Annotated in this window: 24 protein-coding genes; 14 read left to right on the top strand and 10 right to left on the bottom strand. The window is 70.8% G+C overall.

Going from position 1 to position 20,813, the window contains the following annotated elements:
* Positions 1-1,509: heme-binding protein (locus DJ69_RS11495; RefSeq protein ID WP_099255736.1), on the bottom strand; the 1,509-nt coding region annotated here is incomplete at its 3' end.
* Between the two features lie 150 nt (positions 1,510-1,659).
* On the opposite strand from DJ69_RS11495, the gene DJ69_RS11500 reads away from it, so the two are divergent.
* A complete protein-coding gene (locus DJ69_RS11500; RefSeq protein ID WP_099255737.1) occupies positions 1,660-1,866 on the top strand; it encodes a hypothetical protein in 207 nt (68 codons plus the stop codon).
* 124 nt (positions 1,867-1,990) lie between these two features.
* Here the strand turns inward: DJ69_RS11500 and DJ69_RS11505 are convergent, their stop codons facing one another.
* On the bottom strand, positions 1,991-2,221 hold the full coding sequence (locus DJ69_RS11505; RefSeq protein ID WP_099255738.1) for a hypothetical protein: 231 nt from the start codon (positions 2,219-2,221) through the stop codon (positions 1,991-1,993).
* A gap of 166 nt (positions 2,222-2,387) precedes the next feature.
* Positions 2,388-3,161: a GTP cyclohydrolase III gene (locus tag DJ69_RS11510; RefSeq protein ID WP_099255739.1), complete on the bottom strand. Its 774-nt coding sequence runs from the start codon at positions 3,159-3,161 to the stop codon at positions 2,388-2,390.
* A 168-nt stretch (positions 3,162-3,329) separates the two neighbouring features.
* Between DJ69_RS11510 and DJ69_RS11515 the strand changes: the two genes are divergently transcribed.
* From DJ69_RS11515 to DJ69_RS11545, 7 genes are all read left to right on the top strand, one after another.
* Entirely contained in the window at positions 3,330-4,109 is a 780-nt protein-coding gene (locus DJ69_RS11515) for an HAD-IIA family hydrolase (protein ID WP_099255740.1), read from the top strand.
* A gap of 329 nt (positions 4,110-4,438) precedes the next feature.
* Complete coding sequence (locus DJ69_RS11520; protein ID WP_180271801.1) at positions 4,439-5,770, top strand: DUF92 domain-containing protein; 1,332 nt, start codon at positions 4,439-4,441, stop codon at positions 5,768-5,770.
* Position 5,771: 1 nt separating this feature from the next.
* The gene (locus tag DJ69_RS11525) at positions 5,772-6,233 is read left to right on the top strand and encodes a GNAT family N-acetyltransferase (RefSeq protein WP_099255741.1); all 462 of its coding nucleotides are present in this window, start codon (positions 5,772-5,774) and stop codon (positions 6,231-6,233) included.
* Positions 6,234-6,318: 85 nt separating this feature from the next.
* Positions 6,319-6,702 (top strand): phosphoribosyl-AMP cyclohydrolase, encoded by a 384-nt coding sequence (gene hisI, locus DJ69_RS11530; RefSeq protein WP_099255742.1) that lies wholly within the window; start codon positions 6,319-6,321, stop codon positions 6,700-6,702.
* Entirely contained in the window at positions 6,702-7,847 is a 1,146-nt protein-coding gene (locus DJ69_RS11535; protein WP_099255743.1) for a DUF7118 family protein, read from the top strand. The genes hisI and DJ69_RS11535 overlap by 1 nt, the downstream gene beginning before the upstream one ends.
* Before the next feature lie 84 nt (positions 7,848-7,931).
* On the top strand, positions 7,932-8,330 hold the full coding sequence (locus tag DJ69_RS11540; protein ID WP_099255744.1) for a hypothetical protein: 399 nt from the start codon (positions 7,932-7,934) through the stop codon (positions 8,328-8,330).
* 55 nt (positions 8,331-8,385) lie between these two features.
* A complete protein-coding gene (locus DJ69_RS11545) occupies positions 8,386-8,943 on the top strand; it encodes a sugar O-acetyltransferase (RefSeq protein WP_099255745.1) in 558 nt (185 codons plus the stop codon).
* A gap of 2 nt (positions 8,944-8,945) precedes the next feature.
* Here DJ69_RS11545 and prs read toward each other — a convergent pair whose 3' ends face one another.
* Positions 8,946-9,800, bottom strand: a complete 855-nt coding sequence (prs, locus tag DJ69_RS11550) for a ribose-phosphate diphosphokinase (protein ID WP_099255746.1) — start codon at positions 9,798-9,800, stop codon at positions 8,946-8,948.
* A 157-nt stretch (positions 9,801-9,957) separates the two neighbouring features.
* Between prs and DJ69_RS11555 the strand changes: the two genes are divergently transcribed.
* The gene (locus tag DJ69_RS11555; RefSeq protein WP_099255747.1) at positions 9,958-10,608 is read left to right on the top strand and encodes an HVO_0476 family zinc finger protein; all 651 of its coding nucleotides are present in this window, start codon (positions 9,958-9,960) and stop codon (positions 10,606-10,608) included.
* 127 nt (positions 10,609-10,735) lie between these two features.
* Here DJ69_RS11555 and fer read toward each other — a convergent pair whose 3' ends face one another.
* On the bottom strand, positions 10,736-11,125 hold the full coding sequence (gene fer, locus DJ69_RS11560) for a ferredoxin Fer (RefSeq protein WP_099255748.1): 390 nt from the start codon (positions 11,123-11,125) through the stop codon (positions 10,736-10,738).
* Between the two features lie 169 nt (positions 11,126-11,294).
* On the opposite strand from fer, the gene DJ69_RS11565 reads away from it, so the two are divergent.
* Positions 11,295-12,164, top strand: coding sequence for a CheF family chemotaxis protein (locus tag DJ69_RS11565; RefSeq protein ID WP_099255749.1), 870 nt, complete (start codon positions 11,295-11,297; stop codon positions 12,162-12,164).
* 98 nt (positions 12,165-12,262) lie between these two features.
* A complete protein-coding gene (locus DJ69_RS11570; RefSeq protein WP_099255750.1) occupies positions 12,263-13,141 on the top strand; it encodes a hypothetical protein in 879 nt (292 codons plus the stop codon).
* A gap of 53 nt (positions 13,142-13,194) precedes the next feature.
* Here DJ69_RS11570 and DJ69_RS11575 read toward each other — a convergent pair whose 3' ends face one another.
* Both DJ69_RS11575 and DJ69_RS11580 read right to left on the bottom strand, forming a co-directional pair.
* A complete protein-coding gene (locus DJ69_RS11575) occupies positions 13,195-14,076 on the bottom strand; it encodes an MOSC domain-containing protein (protein ID WP_099255751.1) in 882 nt (293 codons plus the stop codon).
* 131 nt (positions 14,077-14,207) lie between these two features.
* Positions 14,208-14,978 carry an archaeal proteasome endopeptidase complex subunit alpha gene (locus DJ69_RS11580; protein WP_180271802.1) on the bottom strand — a complete coding sequence of 257 codons (771 nt, stop codon included), beginning with the start codon at positions 14,976-14,978 and terminating at the stop codon, positions 14,208-14,210.
* A 168-nt stretch (positions 14,979-15,146) separates the two neighbouring features.
* On the opposite strand from DJ69_RS11580, the gene DJ69_RS11585 reads away from it, so the two are divergent.
* Genes DJ69_RS11585 through DJ69_RS11595 form a run of 3 tightly spaced genes read left to right on the top strand, consistent with a single transcriptional unit; the run spans position 15,147 to position 18,449 of the window.
* Positions 15,147-16,544: a COG1361 family protein gene (locus DJ69_RS11585; protein ID WP_099255753.1), complete on the top strand. Its 1,398-nt coding sequence runs from the start codon at positions 15,147-15,149 to the stop codon at positions 16,542-16,544.
* A complete protein-coding gene (locus DJ69_RS11590) occupies positions 16,537-17,280 on the top strand; it encodes an ABC transporter ATP-binding protein (protein WP_099255754.1) in 744 nt (247 codons plus the stop codon). Before DJ69_RS11585 ends, DJ69_RS11590 begins: the two co-directional genes overlap by 8 nt.
* Positions 17,277-18,449, top strand: a complete 1,173-nt coding sequence (locus DJ69_RS11595; protein WP_099255755.1) for an ABC transporter permease — start codon at positions 17,277-17,279, stop codon at positions 18,447-18,449. Before DJ69_RS11590 ends, DJ69_RS11595 begins: the two co-directional genes overlap by 4 nt.
* A gap of 71 nt (positions 18,450-18,520) precedes the next feature.
* Here DJ69_RS11595 and DJ69_RS18430 read toward each other — a convergent pair whose 3' ends face one another.
* The 3 genes from DJ69_RS18430 to thyA form a co-directional block, all read right to left on the bottom strand.
* A complete protein-coding gene (locus tag DJ69_RS18430; RefSeq protein ID WP_180271803.1) occupies positions 18,521-18,697 on the bottom strand; it encodes a DUF7501 family protein in 177 nt (58 codons plus the stop codon).
* A 180-nt stretch (positions 18,698-18,877) separates the two neighbouring features.
* Entirely contained in the window at positions 18,878-19,480 is a 603-nt protein-coding gene (locus tag DJ69_RS11600; protein ID WP_099255756.1) for a dihydrofolate reductase, read from the bottom strand.
* Complete coding sequence (gene thyA / locus DJ69_RS11605; protein WP_099255757.1) at positions 19,480-20,508, bottom strand: thymidylate synthase; 1,029 nt, start codon at positions 20,506-20,508, stop codon at positions 19,480-19,482. The genes DJ69_RS11600 and thyA overlap by 1 nt, the downstream gene beginning before the upstream one ends.
* Positions 20,509-20,813 lie beyond the last annotated feature (305 nt).

Here is a 20,813-nt window from a genome sequence, read left to right on the forward strand (position 1 = left end):
GACCGTCTCGCGGAACTCGTCGGAGCCGAAGAAGGCCATCGCGTCCTCCTTCGCGTGCCACTGGCTCGCGATGAACATGTCGTTCTCGTCTTCGACGTTCATCATCAGGTCGGTCTCGACGTGGCCGTCCATCTCCGCGAGAATTTCGCCCACGTCGTCGAACGTGTCGGTGAAGTCCCCCTGATGCTCCGGCTTGACGGTGTAGAACATCCCCATCGTCCCGAACCCGGACTCCTCGCCGGCGCGGGCGACGATCTCCGGGAGCTCCGAGAGGAAGCCGGCCGCCGTCTCGGCGGCGGAGGCCGTGTCCCAGATGGAGACGACGGCGGCGCGGTCGGTCGCACGGCCCTCGTACACCGCCGTCTTCACGTGGGTGCCGTAGTGGTCGAAGTTGCCGCGGAGCCCCTCGACCTCGTCGAACAGCTCGTCCACGTCGGCCTCGCTGTAGAGGACGGTCGCGTACACGTCCTCGCCGCTGGGTTTGCCGGCGTAGATGTCGAGGTCCGCGAGCTCGCCGCGGATGTCGGCGTCCGAGGCGTCGTCGTCCCCGTCGCCCCCGTGCGGGTGGTCGCCCTCCCCGCTCGCGTCGCCCTCGCTGTGGGGGTGATCGCCGTGCGCGGAGCCGCCGTGGCCGGCCTCGCCGTGATGGTCTCCGCCTCCGTGACCACCCTCGCCGCCGTGGCCGCCCGCGTCGCGGTGCCCCTCGCCGTGATGCCCCTCGTCGCCGTCGCCCGTGGGCACCGTCTCGCCGGCGAGGTACGCGCCCAGGTCCGCGGGCGGGAACCGGCGACCGATGTAGAAATCACCGAACTCGCCGTACCGCGCGGAGGCGGGATCGAACCGCATCTCGTAGACGATGTCCTTGATGTCCGTCGGGTCCGAGCCGAACAGGGTGACGCCCCACTCGTGGTCCTCGAAGCCGACGGAGGAGGCGATCACCTGCTTGATCTTCCCGGCGTACTCCCTGCCGACGTCGCCGTGGTCGGCCATGAGGTCGGCGCGGTCCTCGAAGGAGAGGTCGTACCAGTTGTACTCCTCGCCGCGGCGCTTGCTCATCGGGTAGAAGCAGATGTACTCGTCGTCGGGGATCTCCGGCGTCAGCTTCCCCTCGATGTACCGTCTGAGTCCCGTGTCGACCGACTCGGGGTCCTCGAAGTACTCGTCGGAGACGTAGCCGGAGACCTCGGTGACGGAGACGTAGGAGGTCGTCCGCTCCGTGAACTCCGCGAGCGCCGTGTCCTCGAACCGGCGCTCGATCGACGACAGGTCGTCGAGCGCGGGACGGAAGTGGACGAACAGCAGGTCGGCCTTGTGGCCGAGCACGGAGAACAGGCCGGAGTCGCCCTCGTCGGCGTCGGCGACCAGCTCTCGGTGTTTCAGGAAGGCCGCCCCCTCCTCGATCGCCCGTTCCCGCTCTCGCTCGGGGGCAGCGCGCCACGCGTCCCAGTCGATGGACCGGAAGTCGTGCAGCGCGAACCACCCCTCCTCGGTCTGTGGTGCCTCGACCATACGCCGACTTGGGTCGCCGGGACTTAGGGGTTTGCGAGTCGCCTCAGTCGCTGGGACTCGTCGACACCGGGGCGAGATCCCGCCGGGGACGGGGCCCTCGCCCGCTCCCGTCCCGAAGGCCTATACGGGCCACCCGCGACTACTCGGACAATGTCAACCGACGAACCGTCCGTCCCGATCGTGTGCACCGAGTGCGAGACGGAGACCAGCGTTCCGCTCTCCGACGTGGCGGACGCGCTCACCAAGCACAACGACGGGAAACACGACGGCGAGGAGATCGCGGAGGTCGACCCCGCGCTCAAAGACCAGCTCGCGGACCTCGTCGCCGAGGATCTCGGACTCTTCGAGGAGCCCTGAATAGCGAGAGAACCGGAGGACGCCGGGAGGGAATCAGTCGCTGCGGGGGCGCGCGACGCCGAGCGCCGGCAGCCGGCCTCAGCCGCGAACGCGCGTCTCGCGGTCGGTTCGGCCGCAAACGCGGTCAGTCGTCCTGCGCGAGCGCGCCCTTCGGGTGGCCCTTGTGCTGGAGGTTGCGGTTGTCGCGCTTCCGCGTCGCCGTCGCGGGAATGACGTCGTCGGTCTCCTTGCGGGGGCGTCCCGTGTAGCCGTGGTCCGGGTGCTCGGCGCAGTGCGCCATCGCGTCGTGGGAGCCCTCCCACGGCCCTTCGTCGCAGTCGTCCGCGGTGCAGACGAACACTGTGTCATCGGACATGTTGCCCGAGAGTTGCGAGCGGCCATATAAAAACGCCACAGTCAAATTATCGGATTAGATAACGACTGCGCGATTCGGGAGGCCCTCGAAGCACGCGGTACAGAGGCGGTGGCGACCGGAGAGGAGACAGCGGACGCGGACGCGGGGACGACGGTAGGCGCGGTGATCAGTCGCCGAGAATCGACGCGCCGGAGAGTTCGACGCTGGTGCCGCCGGCGCGGCAGGCTTCGAGGGCGTGTTTGGCCGCGAAGCCCGCCTCGTGAGGGGAGGCGCCGCGACCGACGCCGACCTGCAGTTCGATGTCGGCGTCGGCTTCGACGTGAGCGACCGCGTCGGCGAACGCGCGCTCCGGGAGGTCCGGACAGACGGCGACGATGTTGTCGCCGCCGACGAAAAACGACAGGGCGCCGTGCTCCTCGCGGAGGTACCGCGTCAGCGAGCTGTAGGCACGCTCGACGTTGAGGAACGTGTCGAACTCGTTGAGGCGGTCGGTGTACTTCCCGGTCACGTTCACCACGTCGAAGTGGCCGATCTGGAGGTCGGAGGGAGTGGTCTCGGTGAGGTAGTCGCCGGCGAGCACCTCGGTCCGACCCTCGTCCTGTGCGCTCCCCTCCGTCTGGAGCAGGCGGTTCGCCGACTCCAAGGCGTCGATCGGTCGCTCGGCGACCCCGGTCCCGAGGCTGACGCTCACGGGATAGCGGTTCCCGATCGACTCCTGTAGCGCCGCGTGGGCCGCGCCGTCGAGGCCGTTCGTCACGGCGATCATGTTGTCGTAGCGGGTGGAGAAGACGTAGGCGTCTCGTGGACCCATGAACTGGGCGATGTCCGCGAAGAGTCGCGACTGGAGTGCCTGGAGATCCATCTCTCTGCGGGGCTCCGGCGTCACCGTCCACGGCCCGTAGTTATCGATCTGGACCAGGGTCACCTGAGTCGTCGTCACAGTGAACGTGGATTGGGAACGGCCCCGCTTTACGCTTCCGTTATCCCGAAGGTGAAACTGGTACCAGATGTGAAACGGCGTTTGCCGCGGCGGCCGGGTGCGGTGAATGGCGGGCGGGAGACGAGGGAACGGCGCAACCCCTACCACCGTGGCGTTCCGAATGCGCCCATGAAGTTCAGCGGCGCCGTCCTCGACGTGGACGGCACGGTGGTGCGAGGCGACGATCCGATCCCGGGCGCGCCGGCGGGCTACCGGCGGCTCCGCGAGGCCGGGGTCGAGACGCTGTTCGTCTCGAACAACCCGACGAAAGCCCCGCCGGCGTACGTCGACCGACTCGGCGCCGCGGGGTACGAGATCGACGCGGACCAGGTGTTCACCGCCGGGAGCGTGACCACGCGGTACCTGCGCGAGCGGCACGCGGACGACGAGCTGTTGTGTATCGGCGATCGGGGGTTGCTCGAACAGTTCGAGGCGTCCGGGCTCTCGACGACCGACGACGTCGACGCCGCGGACGCGCTCGTGGCCTCGATCGACCGCGAGTTCGGCTACGAGGACCTCTGTACGGCGCTGTGGGCGCTGGAGCGAGACATCCCCTTCATCGGCACCGACCCCGACGTGGTCATCCCGGCCCCCGACCGCGACGTGCCGGGGTCCGGAGCGGTGATCAACGCGATCGCCGGCGTCGCCGAGCGCGAGCCGGACGCGGTCCTCGGGAAACCCTCGGACACGGCGATCGAGATGGTCCGCGAGCGGCTGCAGGCTCCCACGGAGGAGTGTCTCGTCGTCGGCGACCGACTCAACACCGACATCGCGCTCGGCGAACGCGCCGGGATGACCACTGTCCTCGTGCTGTCCGGCGTCACCGACGAGGCAATGGTCGCCGACGCGAACGTCTCGCCGGACTACGTGATCGACGACTTCGGCGGCATCGACCGGATCCTCGACTGAACGCGGGCGCGTCGCTGCGGACGCAAGCGGTGCGTTGCGGCGTCGATCCCGGTGGCGCTCCCGGCGCGTCGACCACTTCCGCCGTGCGGATAACAGTTATACCGATGACCAACTTCCGTCGGAGCATGGGAGAGGGTAACTCACACGAGGACGAGGCGGTCGACGACGAGGAAGACCCGGAGCGGGCCGTTCGCGTGATCGAGGGGCACGCGGTGCAGTTCAACGAGTACCGATACTGAACGCCGGGGCGCGTTGACCGGGCGAGCGTCCGCCGACGGCGGCGGGGCGCTGTCGGGACCGTTAAGTGCGCGTCGCGGGTATTCGAGGGTGTGATACGGAGGCTTCGACGGGCGAGTGTCTTCGCCGTGGTGGCCGCGGTCGCCGTCCTCGCGCCGGCGCTCGGCGACGCCGCCGCCGTGCCGTTCCTCGCGGCCGCCGGCCTCGCCTTCTTCCGGGTCCGCGACGGCGAGTGGTTCGAGACGCTCGCGTTGCCGGGCGATCGGGAGGAAGAACGCCTCTACGGTTTCGTCGCGTTCGCGCTCGCGGCCGCCGGCCTCGCGCTGTTCGCGTCGCTCCCCCGCGCGCCGCTCCCGTACGAGGCGTTCGCCGCGGCGACGCTCGCGGTGGGATGCGGGCGGCTCAGCCGGGCGGTCGTCGCCGGCCGCTCGACCGAGGAGTTCTCCCTCGTGGCAGGGTACGTCGCCGGCGGCACCGTCGGCGCCATCGCCGGACAGATCGGCGTGCTGCTCCAGATCGACGGGTCGGTCCTCGTCGGCGGGCTCCCCGCGATCGTCTTCCTCGGGGCCGTGGCGGCGCTCACGGCGGCGCTCGTCAGGTCGCTCGTGTTCGACCGGGACGCGCACATCACGGTCATTCTCGTCGCGTTCGCCGTCTGGGGGTTCGTCGCGGTGGACCCGACGGTCACCGTCCCGCTCGTCGCCTTCGGCCTGGCGGTGACCGGCGCGCTCGGCTACGTCTCGTTCGCGCTCGGAACGGCCTCCGTCCCCGGGATGTTGACGGGCGTGTTGTCCGCGCTGTTGGCCGTCGTCCTCGGCGGCGTCGGCTGGTTCGCCACGCTCATCTCGTTTTATGCGATCGGGGGACTGGCCTCGAAGTACCGCTTCGACGAGAAGGCGAACCGGGGCGTCGCGCAGGAGAACGAGGGCGCCCGCGGCACCGGGAACGTGCTGGCGAACTCCGCGGTCGCGCTCGTCGCCGTCGTCGGCTACGCGGCGACCGCCCACGTCGGCGTGCCGGGCGCGCTCTTCGGCTTCGCGTTCGCGGGCGCGACCGCGACCGCGATGGCCGACACCCTCTCGTCCGAGATCGGCGGGCTGTTCGACGGCCCCCGGCTGGTGACGACCCTGCGCCGCGTCGAGCCGGGGACCGACGGCGCGGTGACGTGGCAGGGCGAGCTGGCCGGGGTCGGCGGCGCGCTCTTCGTCGCCGGCCTCGCCGCGTTCGGAATGCCGATCGGCGACGCGGTCGCCGGCGGGGGGATCGTCGCCCTCGCGGGCGTCGCGGGGATGACCGTCGACAGCCTCCTCGGGGCGCTGATCGAGGGCGAGCGGGTCGGGAACCAAGCGGTGAACTTCCTCGCGACGCTGTCGGGAGCGATCGTCGCCGTCGCCGCCGGCGTCGCCCTCGGGGTGGGCGCGTGAGATGACGGGGGAGTCGTCCGAGGACCAGCGCGCCACCGACGGTCCCGCCCCCGACCCCAGAGTCCGCGCCGCGCGGCCGGCCGACGCCGACCGGATCCGCGAGCTACAGACCCACCTCCGACAGCCGAACCCGGAGCTGCTGGAGTACGGGCTCGCGGTCGGGTCGGCCCTCGTCAGCGTCGCCGACGGGCGGGCGGTCGGCTACCTCCTCCCGGTCGACGCGCCGAACCAGCCCGGAGTCCACCTCACCGAACTCGCCGTCGCTCCCGACTACCGCCGGGAGGGACGCGCCCGCGGGTTGCTCTCGGCGGTCATCGACGACGCGACCGGGCCCGTGACGCTCCAGGCGCACCCCGACAACGACGCCGCGCTGTCGCTGTACGAGGGGACGGGGTTCGAGGTCGTCGACCGGCGCGCCGACGCGTACGCCGACGGCGACGCGCTGGTGTTGCGTCGGGAGTGAGCCTCTCGCCGCCGCCCTCGTCGACCCCGCCCGCGGCGTGAAGATAGACAAAAGGCCTATTCGAGCCCCACGCGTCCGGCGAGACATGACCGACGCCGACGCGGGAGAGGAGGCGATCGAGGTCGACTTCGGCGACGACGGGCTGGTCCCGGCGATCGCGCAGGACGCCGAGTCGGGCGAGGTGCTGATGCTCGCGTACGTCTCGCCGGAGGCCCTCGACCGGACCCGCGAGACGGGCGAGGCGCACTACTACTCGCGGTCGCGCGACGAGCTGTGGCACAAGGGCGGCTCCTCCGGACACACGCAGGAGGTCCGCGAGGTCCGAGTCGACTGCGACGCCGACACCCTGCTGTACCTCGTCGATCAGAACGTGGGGGCGTGTCACACGGGTCACCGCTCCTGTTTCCATCGAACCATCGACGGCGAGCACGTCGGCGAGCGCGTCTTCGACCCGGACGAGGTGTACTGATGACGGCGGGTGACGAGAGCGATCCCGTCCGCGAGGCGGGCGAGGCGGCCGCGACGCTGCGCGAGCGCTACGACGAGCTCACCCGGATCGAAGAGCGGATCGCCGACCTCGGCCGGGACCGGATCGAGACCGCCGCCGACGCGTACCGGCGGGCGCACCGCGTGCTCGACCAGTACGAGGAGGACGCGGTCGGCACCGGCGACTTCGGCTCGTACGTCCAGTTCCGGGGCGAGTTCGGCGAGGCGGTCGACGCGGACGACGGCGCGCTCGCGGCCGACGCGTTCGCCGCCGCGGACGAGGCGGTCGACAAGCGCCGGCTCTCCGAGTCCGACTTCGCCGCCGCCCGCGAGGCGCTGGAGCCGGCGGGGGAGTACGTCGACCTGCTCGCCGCCCGCGACGAGGCCCTCGACGAGTATCGGGCCGCGCGCAAGGCGGCGCGGGAGGCGCGGAAGGCGCTCGACGCCCGGCTCGACGAGCTGCGCGAGGTCGCCGACATGGCCGACGCCGACCTCGACGCCGACGTGGACCGGCTCCGCGAGCCGATCGAGGCGTACAACGACGCGGTCCGCGAGGCCTTCGAGGAGTTCTACAAGGCGGCGTCGGCCCGAGAGCTGTTCGCCTTCCTCGACCGCGCCGACGGCACGCCGTTCGTCGACGCGGACGTGCCGCCGACCGACCTGCGCGAGTACGTGGCGGAGTACGACGCGGGCGAGGAGCCGCTGCCGACGCTGTTGGAGTACGCCGACTACTCGAACTCGAAGCTGGAGCACTACGTCGACGACCCCGGCGCCCTCCGGACCGCGGTCGCGGTCCACCGCACCTACATCGAGCGGCTCGACGCCGAGCCGCTGACGCTCGACTGGCCGCCGGCGGGGGGCGACGAGCTGGCCTACGAGATCGACGAGCTGATCCCCCTCGTCTCGCGGGTCGCGGGCGACGAGACGGTGGCGACGCTCCGGTCGATCCGCGAGCTCGCCCGCGACGAGGAGTACGAGCGGCTCCGGCGCGCGGCCGCGGTGCGCGACGCGCTCGACGGCTCGGAGCTCGACCTCCTCGAGCGCGGCGTCATCCACGACCGGGTGCGCGAGGCGGAGCGGACCCTGTCGGTCGCCGAGGACGTGCTGGCGGAGACGAAGCGGGAGTAGCTCTTCCGGGCCGCGGCGAATCCGAAACACCGGGCGAGGCGTGTGAGACGGCTTTTTAAGAGGCGGCGGAGCGGACGTGTGGATATGACCAGATTCGACGCCGCGACCGAGGCGGACCGGCTGAAGCTGTTCGCGGACGCGGCGGCCGCCCATCGCGCCCGGTCGAGCGACGTGATGACCGTCGACGTCGACCCCGACAGCGACACCACGGGGGACGGCGAGGTGCCGCCGTGGATCCAGCTCGCGGGGACGGAGCTCGTCCTGGACTGCACCGACGGGGAGCTGGACCGGCTGAAGGACCTGCTCGGGGAGTTCCCGGAGTTCCGGATCGACGAACTGGTGAGTCCGGAGGAGGCCGAGGGGACCAACGCCGTCGTCACCGCCCGGTCCGACGCGAACCGCGTGGCGGGGTTCATCGATCGGGCGTTCCGCGAGGTGTACGGGCTCGACGACGACTACCGGGCGTGGGTGACGGCGATCTGATCCGGTCCGGCCACCCGACGGAAACGGCTATTTGACGGGGCGCGTTCAGTCGGGTATGCCCACCGAGACGGAGCGGATGCTCGCCGGGGAGCGCTACGATCCGAACGCGCCCGAACTAGTCGCCGACCGGGAGCGCGCCCGCGACCTCGCCCGGCGGTACAACGAGACCACCGTGGCGGAGTCGGCGCACCGCGAGGCGCTCCTGCGAGAGCTGTTTGATGCGGTCGGCGACGACCCCACCGTCGAGCCCCCGTTCCGCTGCGACTACGGCTACAACGTCGCGGTCGGGGACGGCTTCTTCGCCAACTACGGCTGCGTGTTCCTCGACACCAACCCGATCTCGTTCGGCGACCGATGTCTGCTCGGACCGGGCGTCCACGTCTACACGCCGATCCATCCGATCGACCCCGATGAGCGCGCGACAGGTCGCGAGCGCGCCGAGCCGGTGACCGTCGGCGACGACGTGTGGATCGGGGGCCGCGCGGTGCTCAATCCGGGCGTGACGGTCGGCGACGGCGCGGTGATCGCTTCGGGCGCGGTCGTCACCGAGGACGTGCCGGACCGCGTCGTCGTCGGCGGAAATCCGGCGCGGGTGATCCGAGCGATCGAGTAGCGCTACTCGAGCGCGTCGGCGAGGACGGGCGCGACGCTGACGACGCTACAGCCGCGTTCGAGCGTGTCGCTGCCGACGATGCGGTCGACGCCGGCGCCGCGGAGCTTCGTCACGGCGTTGGCCGCGAGCATGGGGTGGACGCAGGCCGCGAGCACCCGCGCCGCGCCGCGGTCGTTGAGCACGGCGACCGACTCGCTCATCGTCGACCCGGTGGCGACGATGTCGTCCACGACGACCACGTCCCGGCCCTCGACGGAGGCGTCGGAGGGCGACACCGCGACCGCGCCCGTCTCGCGGTCGCGGTGCTTCTCGAAGTAGTCGGTGTCGCCGGCGCCGTACGCGTCCCGAACCGTCTCCGCGATGCCGACCGCGCCCTCGTCGGGCGCGAGGAAGAGGGGGTCGTCGAGGGCGGCCGGCAGGGGCTCCGCGAGCACGCTCGCGGCGTCGACCGTCTCCACGGGAACGTCGTAGAACTCCGCGACGCCGGCCTCGTGGGGGTTGACGAGCACGACGCGGTCGGTCCCGGTCGAGATCGCTCGGGCCATCGCTCGCGCCGAGACGGGCTCGCCGTCCCCGAACGACTCGTCCTGTCGCGCGTATCCCATGTACGGGATCACGGTCGTCACGCGCTCGGCGCCGGCCTCGCGGACGGCGTCCTGGAGCTGGAGCAGTTCGACCCACGCCGCGTCGGCGTCGGTCGCGGCGACGATCGTGGCCTCGTCGCCCGCGAAGTCGGGCACCGCGGCGAGCCCCTCGCCGTCCGGGAACCGGTCGTATGTCGGGGTCGCCAGCGGCCGCCCCGTCTCCTCGGCGAGCGCGGCCGCGAGCTGCTGTGAGCTGGATCCGGGTACGATCATGGGCGACCGTACCCCAGACACCGATAAACCAGTTTCCTTACTCTCCCGCGTCTGGGCGGGCCTCGCGGCGCGGCGGCCCACCGAGCCCCACGCGAGCGTGTGCCGCACCGCGGTCACAGGGGCGGATATTTACGCGAGCGACGGATACGACGCCGTAATGACCGACACAGGAGACCGAGTCGGCCTCGTCTGCCCGTCGTGTTCGTCGGGCGAGGAGACCGTCCACGAAGTGTTGCGCCCCGGCGGACAGGCGACCGTCCGCTGTACCGAGTGCGACCACACGCACAAAGCCGAGATCCCCGAGGAAGAGACGGTCGGCCTGACCGTCGTCGTCTCACAGGACGGCGAGTCGTTCTCGACCGAGATGGACGTGCCCGCGGACACCTACGTCGCCACGGGCGAGGAGTTCGTCGTCGACTCCCCGGACGCCCTGATGCAGGTCCGGGTGACCGGGATCGAGGTCGGCCCCGAACAGCGCGTCGAGGAGGCCGACATCGAGGAGGTCGAGACGCTGTGGACCCGCGCGGTCGACAACGTCTCCGTCCCGGTGACGCTCCACCCGAAGGACGGGAACGCCGACCAGACGCGTTCGCTGCAGGTGAACGTGCCCGGCGACTACGAGTTCACCGTCGGCGAGACCGAGGTGTTCGGCGAGGAGGAGTTCGTCGTCGAGGGCGTCCAGATCCGCGCCGACGCCCCCGAGTACCGCCACGAGAAGCTCGACCACGAGGGCGACTTCGCCTACGCCAAGGACTGCAAGCGGGTGTACGCCCGCGACGAGAGTCTGACGGCGTGGTCGGCCTGGTAGGACGGAGACGTTCGGAGGAAAGCCGTCGCTCGTCGAAGCGGGTCCGTCGAAAAAACGGTGGCACCGATGGGGGTGACCCACATCGAACACCGTCTGTGAGTGCGACCGCGGCGTGGTCGGTGCGGCGTTAGATGACGCGGTTCTGCAGGTAGTCGAGGTGTTTCGCGTTGTAGACGATCTTGACCTCGTCCGTCGCCGGGCTACCGATGCAGGTCAGGCGGACGTTCTTCTCTTCGACCTCCTCGTCGGAGAGGATCTGCTGCATGTCCATCTCGATGTCGCCCTCCTTGACGATGGAGGCGCAGTTCGCGCAGGCGCCGGCGCGGCACGAGAAGGGCCAGTCGTAGCCCTGCGCCTCGGCGGACTCGAGGATGTACTCGCCCTGATTCACTTCCAGGGAACCGTAGTCCTCCTCGTCGAGGTCGGCGTCGGCCGCCTCCTCGAACAGGTTGTCGTCGTCCATCGACCAGCCGTGGTCGTCGAGCACTTCGTAGTTGAGGTATTCTACTGTGGGCATCAACTCCCGGTTTGATGCCCACCTCATTAGGCTTTGCTGTTCTGCGTTTTTCTCGCGAGATCGACCCCCCAGAGGGTCCGAACACGTTCGTTCTGCACGTGTTGGAGCGTTATCACGACTGATACGTCAGGAGTAACAGTAAATACCGGAGGGTCGCAAGCAGTGTCCGATGGAAGAGTCCGTCGTCGCCGACTTCGTCGGTCGCGTCCACACCTCCGACCTCGGAAGCGACGAACCCGTTTCGGGCCGTGTCCTCCTGAGCCAGCGGCGGCTCGTGCTCGCCACCGACGGCGCGAAGACGACCGTCCCCCTCTCGAAGGTGTTCGACGTCGTCGTCGGCACCGTCCCCGGCGATCTCCAGTCGTTCTTCAGCGACAGCGTCACCCTTGCCTACGAGGAGGGCGGCAACAGGCGCACGGCCCTCGTCGAGGGCGAGCCGGACGACATGGAGCGGTTCATCCGGGTGCTGTTCAAGGCCCTGTTGCGCGGCGTGACGGTCACGGTTCGCCACCCGGCGAAGCTCGGCGGCCGCGTCACGGACGCCTCGGACCACACCGCGTCGATCCGGCTCTCGCCGGGCGCGATCGGCTTCGACGACTGCCCCGACCCGTTCGCGGTCGAGCTCTCCAGCGTCATCGACTACGAGCGGACCAACCGCACGATCGCCGGCAAAAAGCGCCCCGCGCTCGTGTTCCGCCACGTTCCGGACACCCAGACCGTCACCTCGATCGCGACCGTCCCCGACAAGCGGATCCTGAACGTGCTCGGCCGGTACATCAAACTGGAGTACGACGAGGTGATGGAGGACGTGAAGGCGTTCGACCCGACGGAGGAACAGCTGGAGATCCTCGTGTCGATCTACTCCGCCGGCGGCGAGGCGAACATCGCCGACGTGATCACCGGCGATGTCACGCAGACGGAGATGGTCCTCGAAACGCTCCGCGACGAGAACCTCGTCGTCGACGGCGACGCTGGCGCCGCGCTCACCCGGAAGGGACAGATGATCGTCACCTCGTACATGGAGTCGGTCAACTCGTAACCGGCCCACCCCAAATTCGCGCTTCGCCCGCGAACAGCGGAGCCGCTTCGCCCGCGAACAGGGGAAGTTTCATGCCCGTACACGTGTAGGTAGTTCACATGGCAGACGACCACCACGGGCGGTCGACGCGGCTCGACGCCGTGGTCCACGATCGGGGGATCGACGCGTCCGATCCCGGCTCGGGGCCACGGGTCGCTCGAGTGCCCGAACCGCACGTCCACGACACCTTCTCCGTGGACGGGATCGACACGAAGCGCCGGGAAGCCCTGCTGGAGGCCGTCCTCCGCGACCACGACGGCGTGAGCGCCGCGTCGGCGACCGCGCGGAACGGCACCGTCGGCGTCCACCACGCTCCGTCGGTGGAGCGGGACGACCTCCAAGAGACGTTGGAGTCGTGCGGGCTCGTCGTCGACTCCGCGAACCGCGCGTTCGAGGCGCGCCGGGCGTCGCAGTTCGCGTCGGCCCGCGTCGCCGTCGCCGTGCTGTTCGGGCTGATGGTCGCGACGCCGTACATCGCGGTGCTGTACCCGACGCGGATCGAGTGGCTGTTCTACGACCCCGTCACCGTCTCGTACCTCCAGTCGCTCCTCGACTCGCAGATGGCGACGCACTTCTTCGTCAACCTCGGCTCGCTGTCGGGGATCGCGTTCCTCGTCGCCTGCGGCCCGTTCATCCGCCGGGCGGCCAGCGAGCTCGCCGAGGGGCGGCTCACGACCGACGCGCTGTTCGTCGGGAGCGTCACGGCGCTGTTCGCCTACAGCACCGCCGCCGCGTTCACCGGATTTGACGGGACGGTCCACTACGACCTCGTCGCCTACGCGGTCGTGGGCGCCACCCTCTGGACCCACTTCGGCGCCGCGGACCCGGCGGCCGAGGGGCACGGATCCGCGGGGCCGGTCGCGGGCGCGCCCGATCCCGAAGCCGACGGCGAACTCGCGGACGGGGATCCGGTCGCGATGACCGACGGCGGCCGGTAACCGTCAACAGGGAGTGGGGACCGACCCCGTCCGGCCCGTTTTTTCAGCCGCTCTCAGTTCTCGTCGACCGGTACCGGCTCGACGCCCTCGATCTCGACCGGATCGCCGACCGCGAGCGTCGAGCCCCACTCGTTCTCGGGGACGACCGTGTTGACCATCAGGCGGAAGTCGTGGTCGAACCGGTCGCTCTCGGTCCACGTCGGACGCGTCTCGCGGCGCTTCCGGAGGAACGTCTCGCGAAACCCGTCGATCGGCTCGCCCGTGTCCGGGTGCCGTGAGGGGACGACGCAGCGCTGGCAGGGGTTGACACCGAGCAGATCGGTCCCGCCGACCGAGACGCGGACCGCCTCCCCGTGGTCGGCGAACAGCCGGTCCTCCCAGAACGCCGGGCAGTCGTCGAGCACGAGGTTCGGTCGGAGCCGTCGCCGCATCTCCGTGGCGTCGGCGACCTCGTCGAACCACGAGGCGACCGTCTCCAGCGTCGCCCGCGAGACGACCGTCGGCCCCGGCGCGGCCCGGTCGTCGGGGAGCCCCCCGTCCGGTTCGCGGACGAGGTCGACCGGGTAGCCGAGGTACGCCCCCACCCACGCCTCCAGCGCCTCGCCGTCCGCGGGAAGCGCGAAGGTGCGCGTCTCCGCGTCGGCCCCCGTCTCGGGACGCGCCGGCCGCGAGAGGGTGACCGCGGTCGGCGTCGCGTCGGTCGGGCCGGCGAGCTCGTAGCTCGCCGAGAGCCCGTGGACCGCCGGCTCGGCCTTCCCGTTGACGTACCCGCCGTCGCCGCCGACCGAGGCCGCGTGCGGGTCGACGCCGGCTTCGACGAGCGCGTACGTTCGGTCGCCGCGGAGGGCGCCGTTCGGCCCGAGGTCGGCGCGATCGACAGCGGCGCCGTCGTTCGACTTCAGCGGGTACGCGACGAGGTCCGCAATGCGTGCCATACCCGTGGTTCGGCGGGCGGTGACAAAAGACTCTGGACGAGGGGAACGACCTAAAACGAGAAGACGGACGGCGTAGAGAGAGAAGACGGACGGCAGAACGACGAAATCGGGGACGAAAGACCGGGGGCGAACTACTCCTCGTCGTCGGCGTCGTCCGCCTCGTCGCCCTCGTCGTCCTCGGTCGTCAGGCCGGCCGCGTCGAACGCCTCGGCGATCTCCTCGACGGAGAGGGTCTGGTAGCCGTCGGCCTCGGTGACGGTGGCGACGGCCAGGTCGGCCGGCTCGAACTCGTCGTCGTGGGCCGCGAGGGCGGCGACGCCGAGTTCGACGCCCGCGTCGAGCGAGAGCCCCTCGGTCCACTCCTCCTCGAGGTGGCCCTGAATGTCGGAGCGGCCGCCGCCGATGACGGTCGCCTTCCACTCGTTGGGGGTCCCGGAGGGGTCGGCGGCGAACAGGCGCGGCTCGCCGTCGTCGATGCCGCCGATGAGGAGCGCGGCGCCGTACGGGCGCGTGCCGCCGCGCTGGGTGTTCTCCTGGATGTGATCGGTGACGAACTTCGTCAGCGTCTCGACGCCGACCGGCTCGCCGTAGCGCAGGCGGTTCCCCTGCGACTGGCGGCGCGCGAGGTCGATCAGCTGGCGGGCGTCGGCGACGTGGCCGGCGCTCGCGGTGCCGAGGTGGTCGTCGAGCTTGTGGAGCTTCTCGATGCTCTCGGCCTCCATCAGCGTCGAGGACGCGCGGGACATCGCGACGAAGACGACGCCGTCGCCCGTCCGGACGCCGACGCTCGGTGCGCCCCGCGAGACCGCCTCGCGGGCGTACTCGACCTGATAGATCCGGCCGTCCGGCGAGAACAGCGACGTGCCGCGGTCGTACGCCTGCTGGTCGTTACCGCCCATCATCGTCGATCACCCGCTCTCGCGGTGTCGCACTGGCTCATTACCCCTTCTTACGCCGGACGGTTGAAAAAGCATCCGTAACCGGTACAGGCGGACCGGGACCCGGCACCCTATACGTCCACGTCGGGCGGGCGACGCGCTCGCCGCGACACCCCCGCCTACGACGGATATATGTCGCGTGGCCTCCTAACAGGGGTGACATTGACATCCACGAGAACCACAGCCGCGCTGCTGGCCCTCCTGACGCTCCTCGGGGCCGCCAGCGCGGCCGCGGCGGTGCCCGACGCCCGGATCGCGATCGACGGGGTCGACGTGAGCTCGAGCGGGCCCGCCGTCGGGGAGCGGACGGCGCTGAACGTGACGGTCTCGAACTCCGGCGGGAGCCCGGCGGCGGCCGACGTGACGAGCGTCCGCCTCCTCGACGCGGGCGATGAGGACGACGACGACCCTCGCGACGAGGCGACCGCGGTCGGGGCGCTCTCGGCGGGTGACGCGACCGACGTGGTCCTGTGGACCCGCTTCGACGACCCCGGCGAACACCGGCTCACGGTCGAGGTCGTCGCCGAGCAGGAGTCGACGGGCGGCGACGACGACGGCGGGACCGTCACGGTGACCCGCGACGCGATCGTCGACGTGCAGCCGGCCGAGGTCGCGCTCGACGTGCGTACGCGGGCACTCTCGCCGGAGGACCTCCAGAGCGACGACGACGAACAGAGCGCCGGCGGGATCAACGTCGGCGGCCTCGAAGGCGTCTTCGGCGGCGGTGGCGGCGGGCTCCAGACGGACGAGGGCGACGCGACCGAGTCGGTGCGGGCGGCGGACTCGCCGGTCGCCGTGACCGTCGTCAACACGGGAACGTCGACCGCCGACCGCGTGAGCCTGACCGCGGTCGGCACGCCGGTCGGGGCGAACGACGAGGGGAGCGAGACGGAGCCCGCCGTCGACGCCGGCCCCTTCGTCGTCGAGGACGTCGCCCCCGGCGAGGAGCGGCAGGTGGTGATCGACCTCGGCCCTCTCGGCGAGCGCTCTGACGTGACGGTCACGGCCGCGTTCCGGTCTCGGCCCGACGCGCAGGCGGGTGCCGGCGCGAACCGGACCGCGTCCTCGACGCTGCGGTACCCGCCCCGAGAGGGGGATCCGACCGTCACCGACGCGACCGTCGAGACGACCCCCGACGGGCGGGTGATCGTGGACGCCAACCTCGGCAACGCGGGCACCGGCGAGCTGGAGGGGGTCGTCGTCTCGGTCGCCGGCGCCGACGGGGTCGAGCCGACGCCGGCCGGGAGAGAGTACTTCGTCGGCAGCGTCGGCGCGGGCGACTTCGTCGCCTTCGACCTGCGGACCGCGGCGAACGTCTCCGTGGCGAACGAGCTCCCGATCCGGATCGCGTACACCGAACGCGGAGTTCGGTACACCGAGACCGCGACGGTGGCGCTCCCAGATGCGGGCGACGGCGGGGAGGGAAGCGGAGGCGCCGTCGGAACGCTCGGAGCCCTCGGAGTTATCGGGGTCGTCGGCGGCGCCGGGGTCGCCGTCGCCGGGAGCGTGATCCGTCGCCGCGATGTATAGCGTCGAACTCCGCGGCGTGACCAAGCGGTATCCGGGCGGGGGGGCCGAGCCGGTGGTGGCGCTCGACGACGTGGACTTCGCGGTCGAGCCGGGGGAGTTCGTCGCGGTCGTCGGTCCCAGCGGCTCCGGGAAGTCGACGCTGCTCAACGTGCTCGGACTGCTCGACGACCCCACCGAGGGGTGGCGCCTGCTCGACGGGACCGACGTGACCGAGCTCACGGTCGCCGAGCGCACCGCGGCGCGCAAGGAATCGATCGGGTTCGTCTTCCAGGACTTCCACCTCTTGCCGACGCTGACCGCGGTCGAGAACGTCGCGCTCCCGACCGCGTTCGACCCGGGCGACGCGAGCGACCGCGCCGCCGACCTGCTCGGCCGGTTCGGGCTCGGCGACCGGCTCGATCACGAGCCGTCGGAGCTGTCCGGCGGGCAGAAACAGCGGGTCGCCATCGCCCGGGCGCTCATCAACGAGCCGGCGGTGCTGCTCGCGGACGAGCCCACGGGGAACCTCGATACGGAGACCGGCGAGTCGATTCTGGCCGAGTTCGAGCGCGTGAAGACGGAGGGGGTCGCCGTGGTCGCCGTCACGCACGACCCGCTCGTCGAGGAGTTCGCGGACCGGGTCGTCGAGCTCACGGACGGGGTGCTCATCGGCGGCGTCCCCGCCGAATCGGACGCGACGGACGGCCCCCAGTCGGACCGGGACGCCGAGTCGGCGCTCACGCCGGGTGACCGATGACGGGCGACGGCGTCGCCGGCCGGCTCCGCGGCTGGCGCCCCGCCGTCGCGATGGCCGGCCGGAACCTCCGACGGAACCGCGTGCGGACGGTGCTCGCGGTGCTCGGCGTCTGCATCGGCGTGCTCGCGGTCGCGGCGCTGGGGATCTTCGGGAACGTGCTCGCGCTCGGCGCCGACGACGCCATCGGCGACATCGGCACGCAGGTGGTGGTCTCGCCGAACGCGGACGCCGGCGTCGAGTCGCTCTCGGCGGCCGACGTGGCGGCCGTCAGGCGCGCCGTCGACGATCCCGCGGTCGGCGATCCGGCGGTCGTGCCGCTGTACTCCGACAGCGCGGTCGTCGAGGGCGCGAGCGGTCAGACCTTCGCGACCGTCTACGGCGTGGAGGAGCCGGGGCTCGCGTTCGAGGCCGCCGAAGGGAGGCTCCCGGACCGCCACCGGCAGGGCGCGATCGTCGGCGCGGGCGTCGCCGAGGACCTCGGCGTGGGCGCGGGCGACACCGTCGGGATCGCGGGGTCGCAGGTCCGCGTCGTCGCCGTGCTGGCCGAGAGCCAGACGTTCAGCCCGGTCGCGCCCGACGACGCCGTCTTCCTCCCGGAGTCCGCGTTCGCCGCCGACGGCTACGCGCAGGCGCTGATCGTCGCCGAGTCGGGGGAGACCGCGCGAGCGGCCGCGGACGCGATCCGCGAGGAGGTGAACGCCCGCGAGGAGCGCGTCGACCTGTTCGAGCTGGCGGCGGTCGTCGACGAGATCAACGGCTTCTTCGACCTCCTGAGCACCTTCCTCCTCGGGCTCGGCGCCATCTCGCTGGTGGTCGCCGGGGTGTCGATCCTCAACGTCATGCTGATGAGCACCGTCGAGCGGCGACAGGAGATCGGCGTGATGCGCGCGGTCGGCGTGACGCGCCGGGACGTGTTGCGCGTGCTGCTCGCGGAGGCCGGGCTCATCGGTGCCGCGGGCGCGGCGGCGGGGACACTGCTGACCGTGCTGCTCGTCGCCGGGCTCGTGGCCGCGACGCCCGCGGTCGACGCCGCGCTCGTGCTCGACCCGACGAACGGCTACTACCTCCTGTTGGCGCTCGTGTTCGGCGTCGGCGTTGGGCTCGTCAGCGGGGCGTATCCCGCGTGGAAGGCGGCGAACGAGCGTCCCGTGGAAGCGCTGCGGAGCTGACCGGCCTGCCTCGGGGCCCGGCGACCGCGTCGTGTCGTCGTCATCCCGCCCAGCCGCCCCGCACGTACTCCTCACCCCGCCCAGCCGCCCCGCATGTCGTCGCTGACGCGGTCGCGCCAGGTGTCGAACGCGTCGCGGCACTGGGGCTCGTTCTCGACGTGACGCATGAATCCCGCGCCGAGGGACGCGATGTCCGACCCGCAGAACGGGCAGCGCTCGGGCTCGGTCGCGGCTTCTGGCAGTGACATGAGTACACATAACATGGCCTGTGCTCAAAAATGATATCACGATCACCGTTTGCGATATATCCCGGTGTTTCAGACAATACCGCCGTGGTAGCTGGGCGGATGCACAGAGAAGAGATTTATTTGAGACCGTATCGGCACACGATGATTCTCGAGCGGGCGGCGAGATCGGGGTCGCCCCCTTCAGTCGGCGATTCGTTCGTAGGTGACGAACGCGAGGTGGCCGTCGCCGCCGGCCTCGTCGTCGCTCTCGGAGTCCCCGTCCTCGGAGGCAACGACCTCGCGCTCGGTTTCCGACCACTCCGCGGCGTCCCAGTCCGGGAAGCGCGTGTCGCCGTCGGGTCGCCCGGGGACCTCCGTCAGCACCATTCGGTCAGCGCGGTCGAGGAACTGCTCGTAGACGGTCGCGCCGCCGATGACGTACGCCTCGTCGACGCCGCGCTCGGCGGCGTCCGCGGCCGCGAGGTCGACCGCGTCGTCAGTGTCGCTCGCGACGACGGCGCCCTCGGGGAGGTCGAGGTCGCGGGTCGTCAACACGACGCTGGTGCGGTCGGGGAGCGGGCCGCCGATCCGGTCGGCGATGCTCTCGTAGGTCGCGCGGCCGACGATCACGGGATGCCCGGTCGTGAGCCGCTTGAAGTGCGCCAGATCGGCCGGGTAGTGCCACGGCATGCCGCCGCTGTCGCCGATGACGCCGTTCTCGGCGACCGCGGCGACGAGGACGAGGTCGACGGCGGCGGCCTCGGCTGCGTCGGCGTCGCCGCCGGCGGACGCGTCGCCGGCCATCACTCCGCGACCGCGAACGAGATGCCGTCCGCGGAGTCGTAGTCGACGACCTCGATGTCCGCGTACGTGAGCTCGTCGAGCGGCACGTCGGCGATCTCGATCCGGGGGCGCTCGCGCGGCTCCCGCGAGAGCTGTTCGAGCAGGCCGGGGACGTGGTCGTACCCCTCCTCGCCGTCCGCCTCGTCGGGGGCGGTCCGCTCGACCCAGCTCTTCACGTCGAGGTAGTCGGCCTTGCTCTCGACCGCCTCGATCCGGTCCTGGACGTATTTGAGGTTGTTCGCGTACCACTTCCCGCGCTCGCCGCGCCCGCAGTAGACGTGCGCGTCGACGACGGTGTGGCCGAACTCGCCCACTTCGAACCCCGTCCGCTGCGCGAGCGCGTTCGCCAGCAGGGCGTACGCGGCGATGTTGAACGGGACCCCGAGCGCGATGTCGCCCGAGCGCTGCGTGAGGTGGAGGTTGAGCCGCCCGTCCTGTACGTTCACGACGAAGGTGTAGTGACACGGCGGCAGCGTCGAGACGGCGGCGTTGGCGGGATGCCACGCGTTCACGACCATCCGCCGGGACTGCGGGTTCTCTTCGAGGGTGTCGAGGACGTACTGGATCTGGTCGAAGGTCCGGCGCTCGGCGCCGTCGGGGCCCGCTTCAACGGTCACCCAGCGGTGCGCGTCCGCCGGCCACGACTCGCCGGGGAGCGCGTCGACGCCGTCCGGAACGGGAAAGCGGCGCCAGAACCGGCCGTAAGCGGTGTCGAGACGCCCCTCGTCGTCGGCCCACGCGTCCCAGATCTTGGTCTCCTCGCGGAGGTTCCGGATGTGCTCCTCGCCGGAGAGGTACCAGAGCACCTCGTGGATCAGCGAGTTCCACCGGTAGCCGTCCATCTTCTTGGTCGTGAGGAGGGGGAAGCCCTCCGAGAGGTCGACGGTGTACTGCCCGCTGAACGTCGCGATCGTGTCGACGCCGGTTCGGTTCGGCTTGTAGGTGCCCGTCGACAGGGTGTCGTCGACGAGATCGAGGTACTGTTGCATGGTGAGATCGGGCTCGTCGGTGTGGGGGCCGGCGAGACGGGTTTACGTGTTCAAACGAACCGGCGAAGGTAATCGTGACGGTCTGGGGTTCGGATCGGTGTGTAGAAGAGTTCGCCTACAGTTCGATCGGAGACGGGACCGCCGGTCCGGTCGATCGTTTATAAACAGTCGACAGACCGACGGTAAACAGCTTCAAAGCCCCGGCCGCGAGGACTCGCGCGGCTCGCTGCGCGCTTCAGTCGCTCACTCCGTTCGCTCCTTGCAGTGCTTACATCGCCGTGCTTCGTCCTCGCGGCCGGGGCTTT

The organism is Halorubrum persicum, assembly GCF_002727125.1.
Classification (GTDB): domain Archaea; phylum Halobacteriota; class Halobacteria; order Halobacteriales; family Haloferacaceae; genus Halorubrum; species Halorubrum persicum.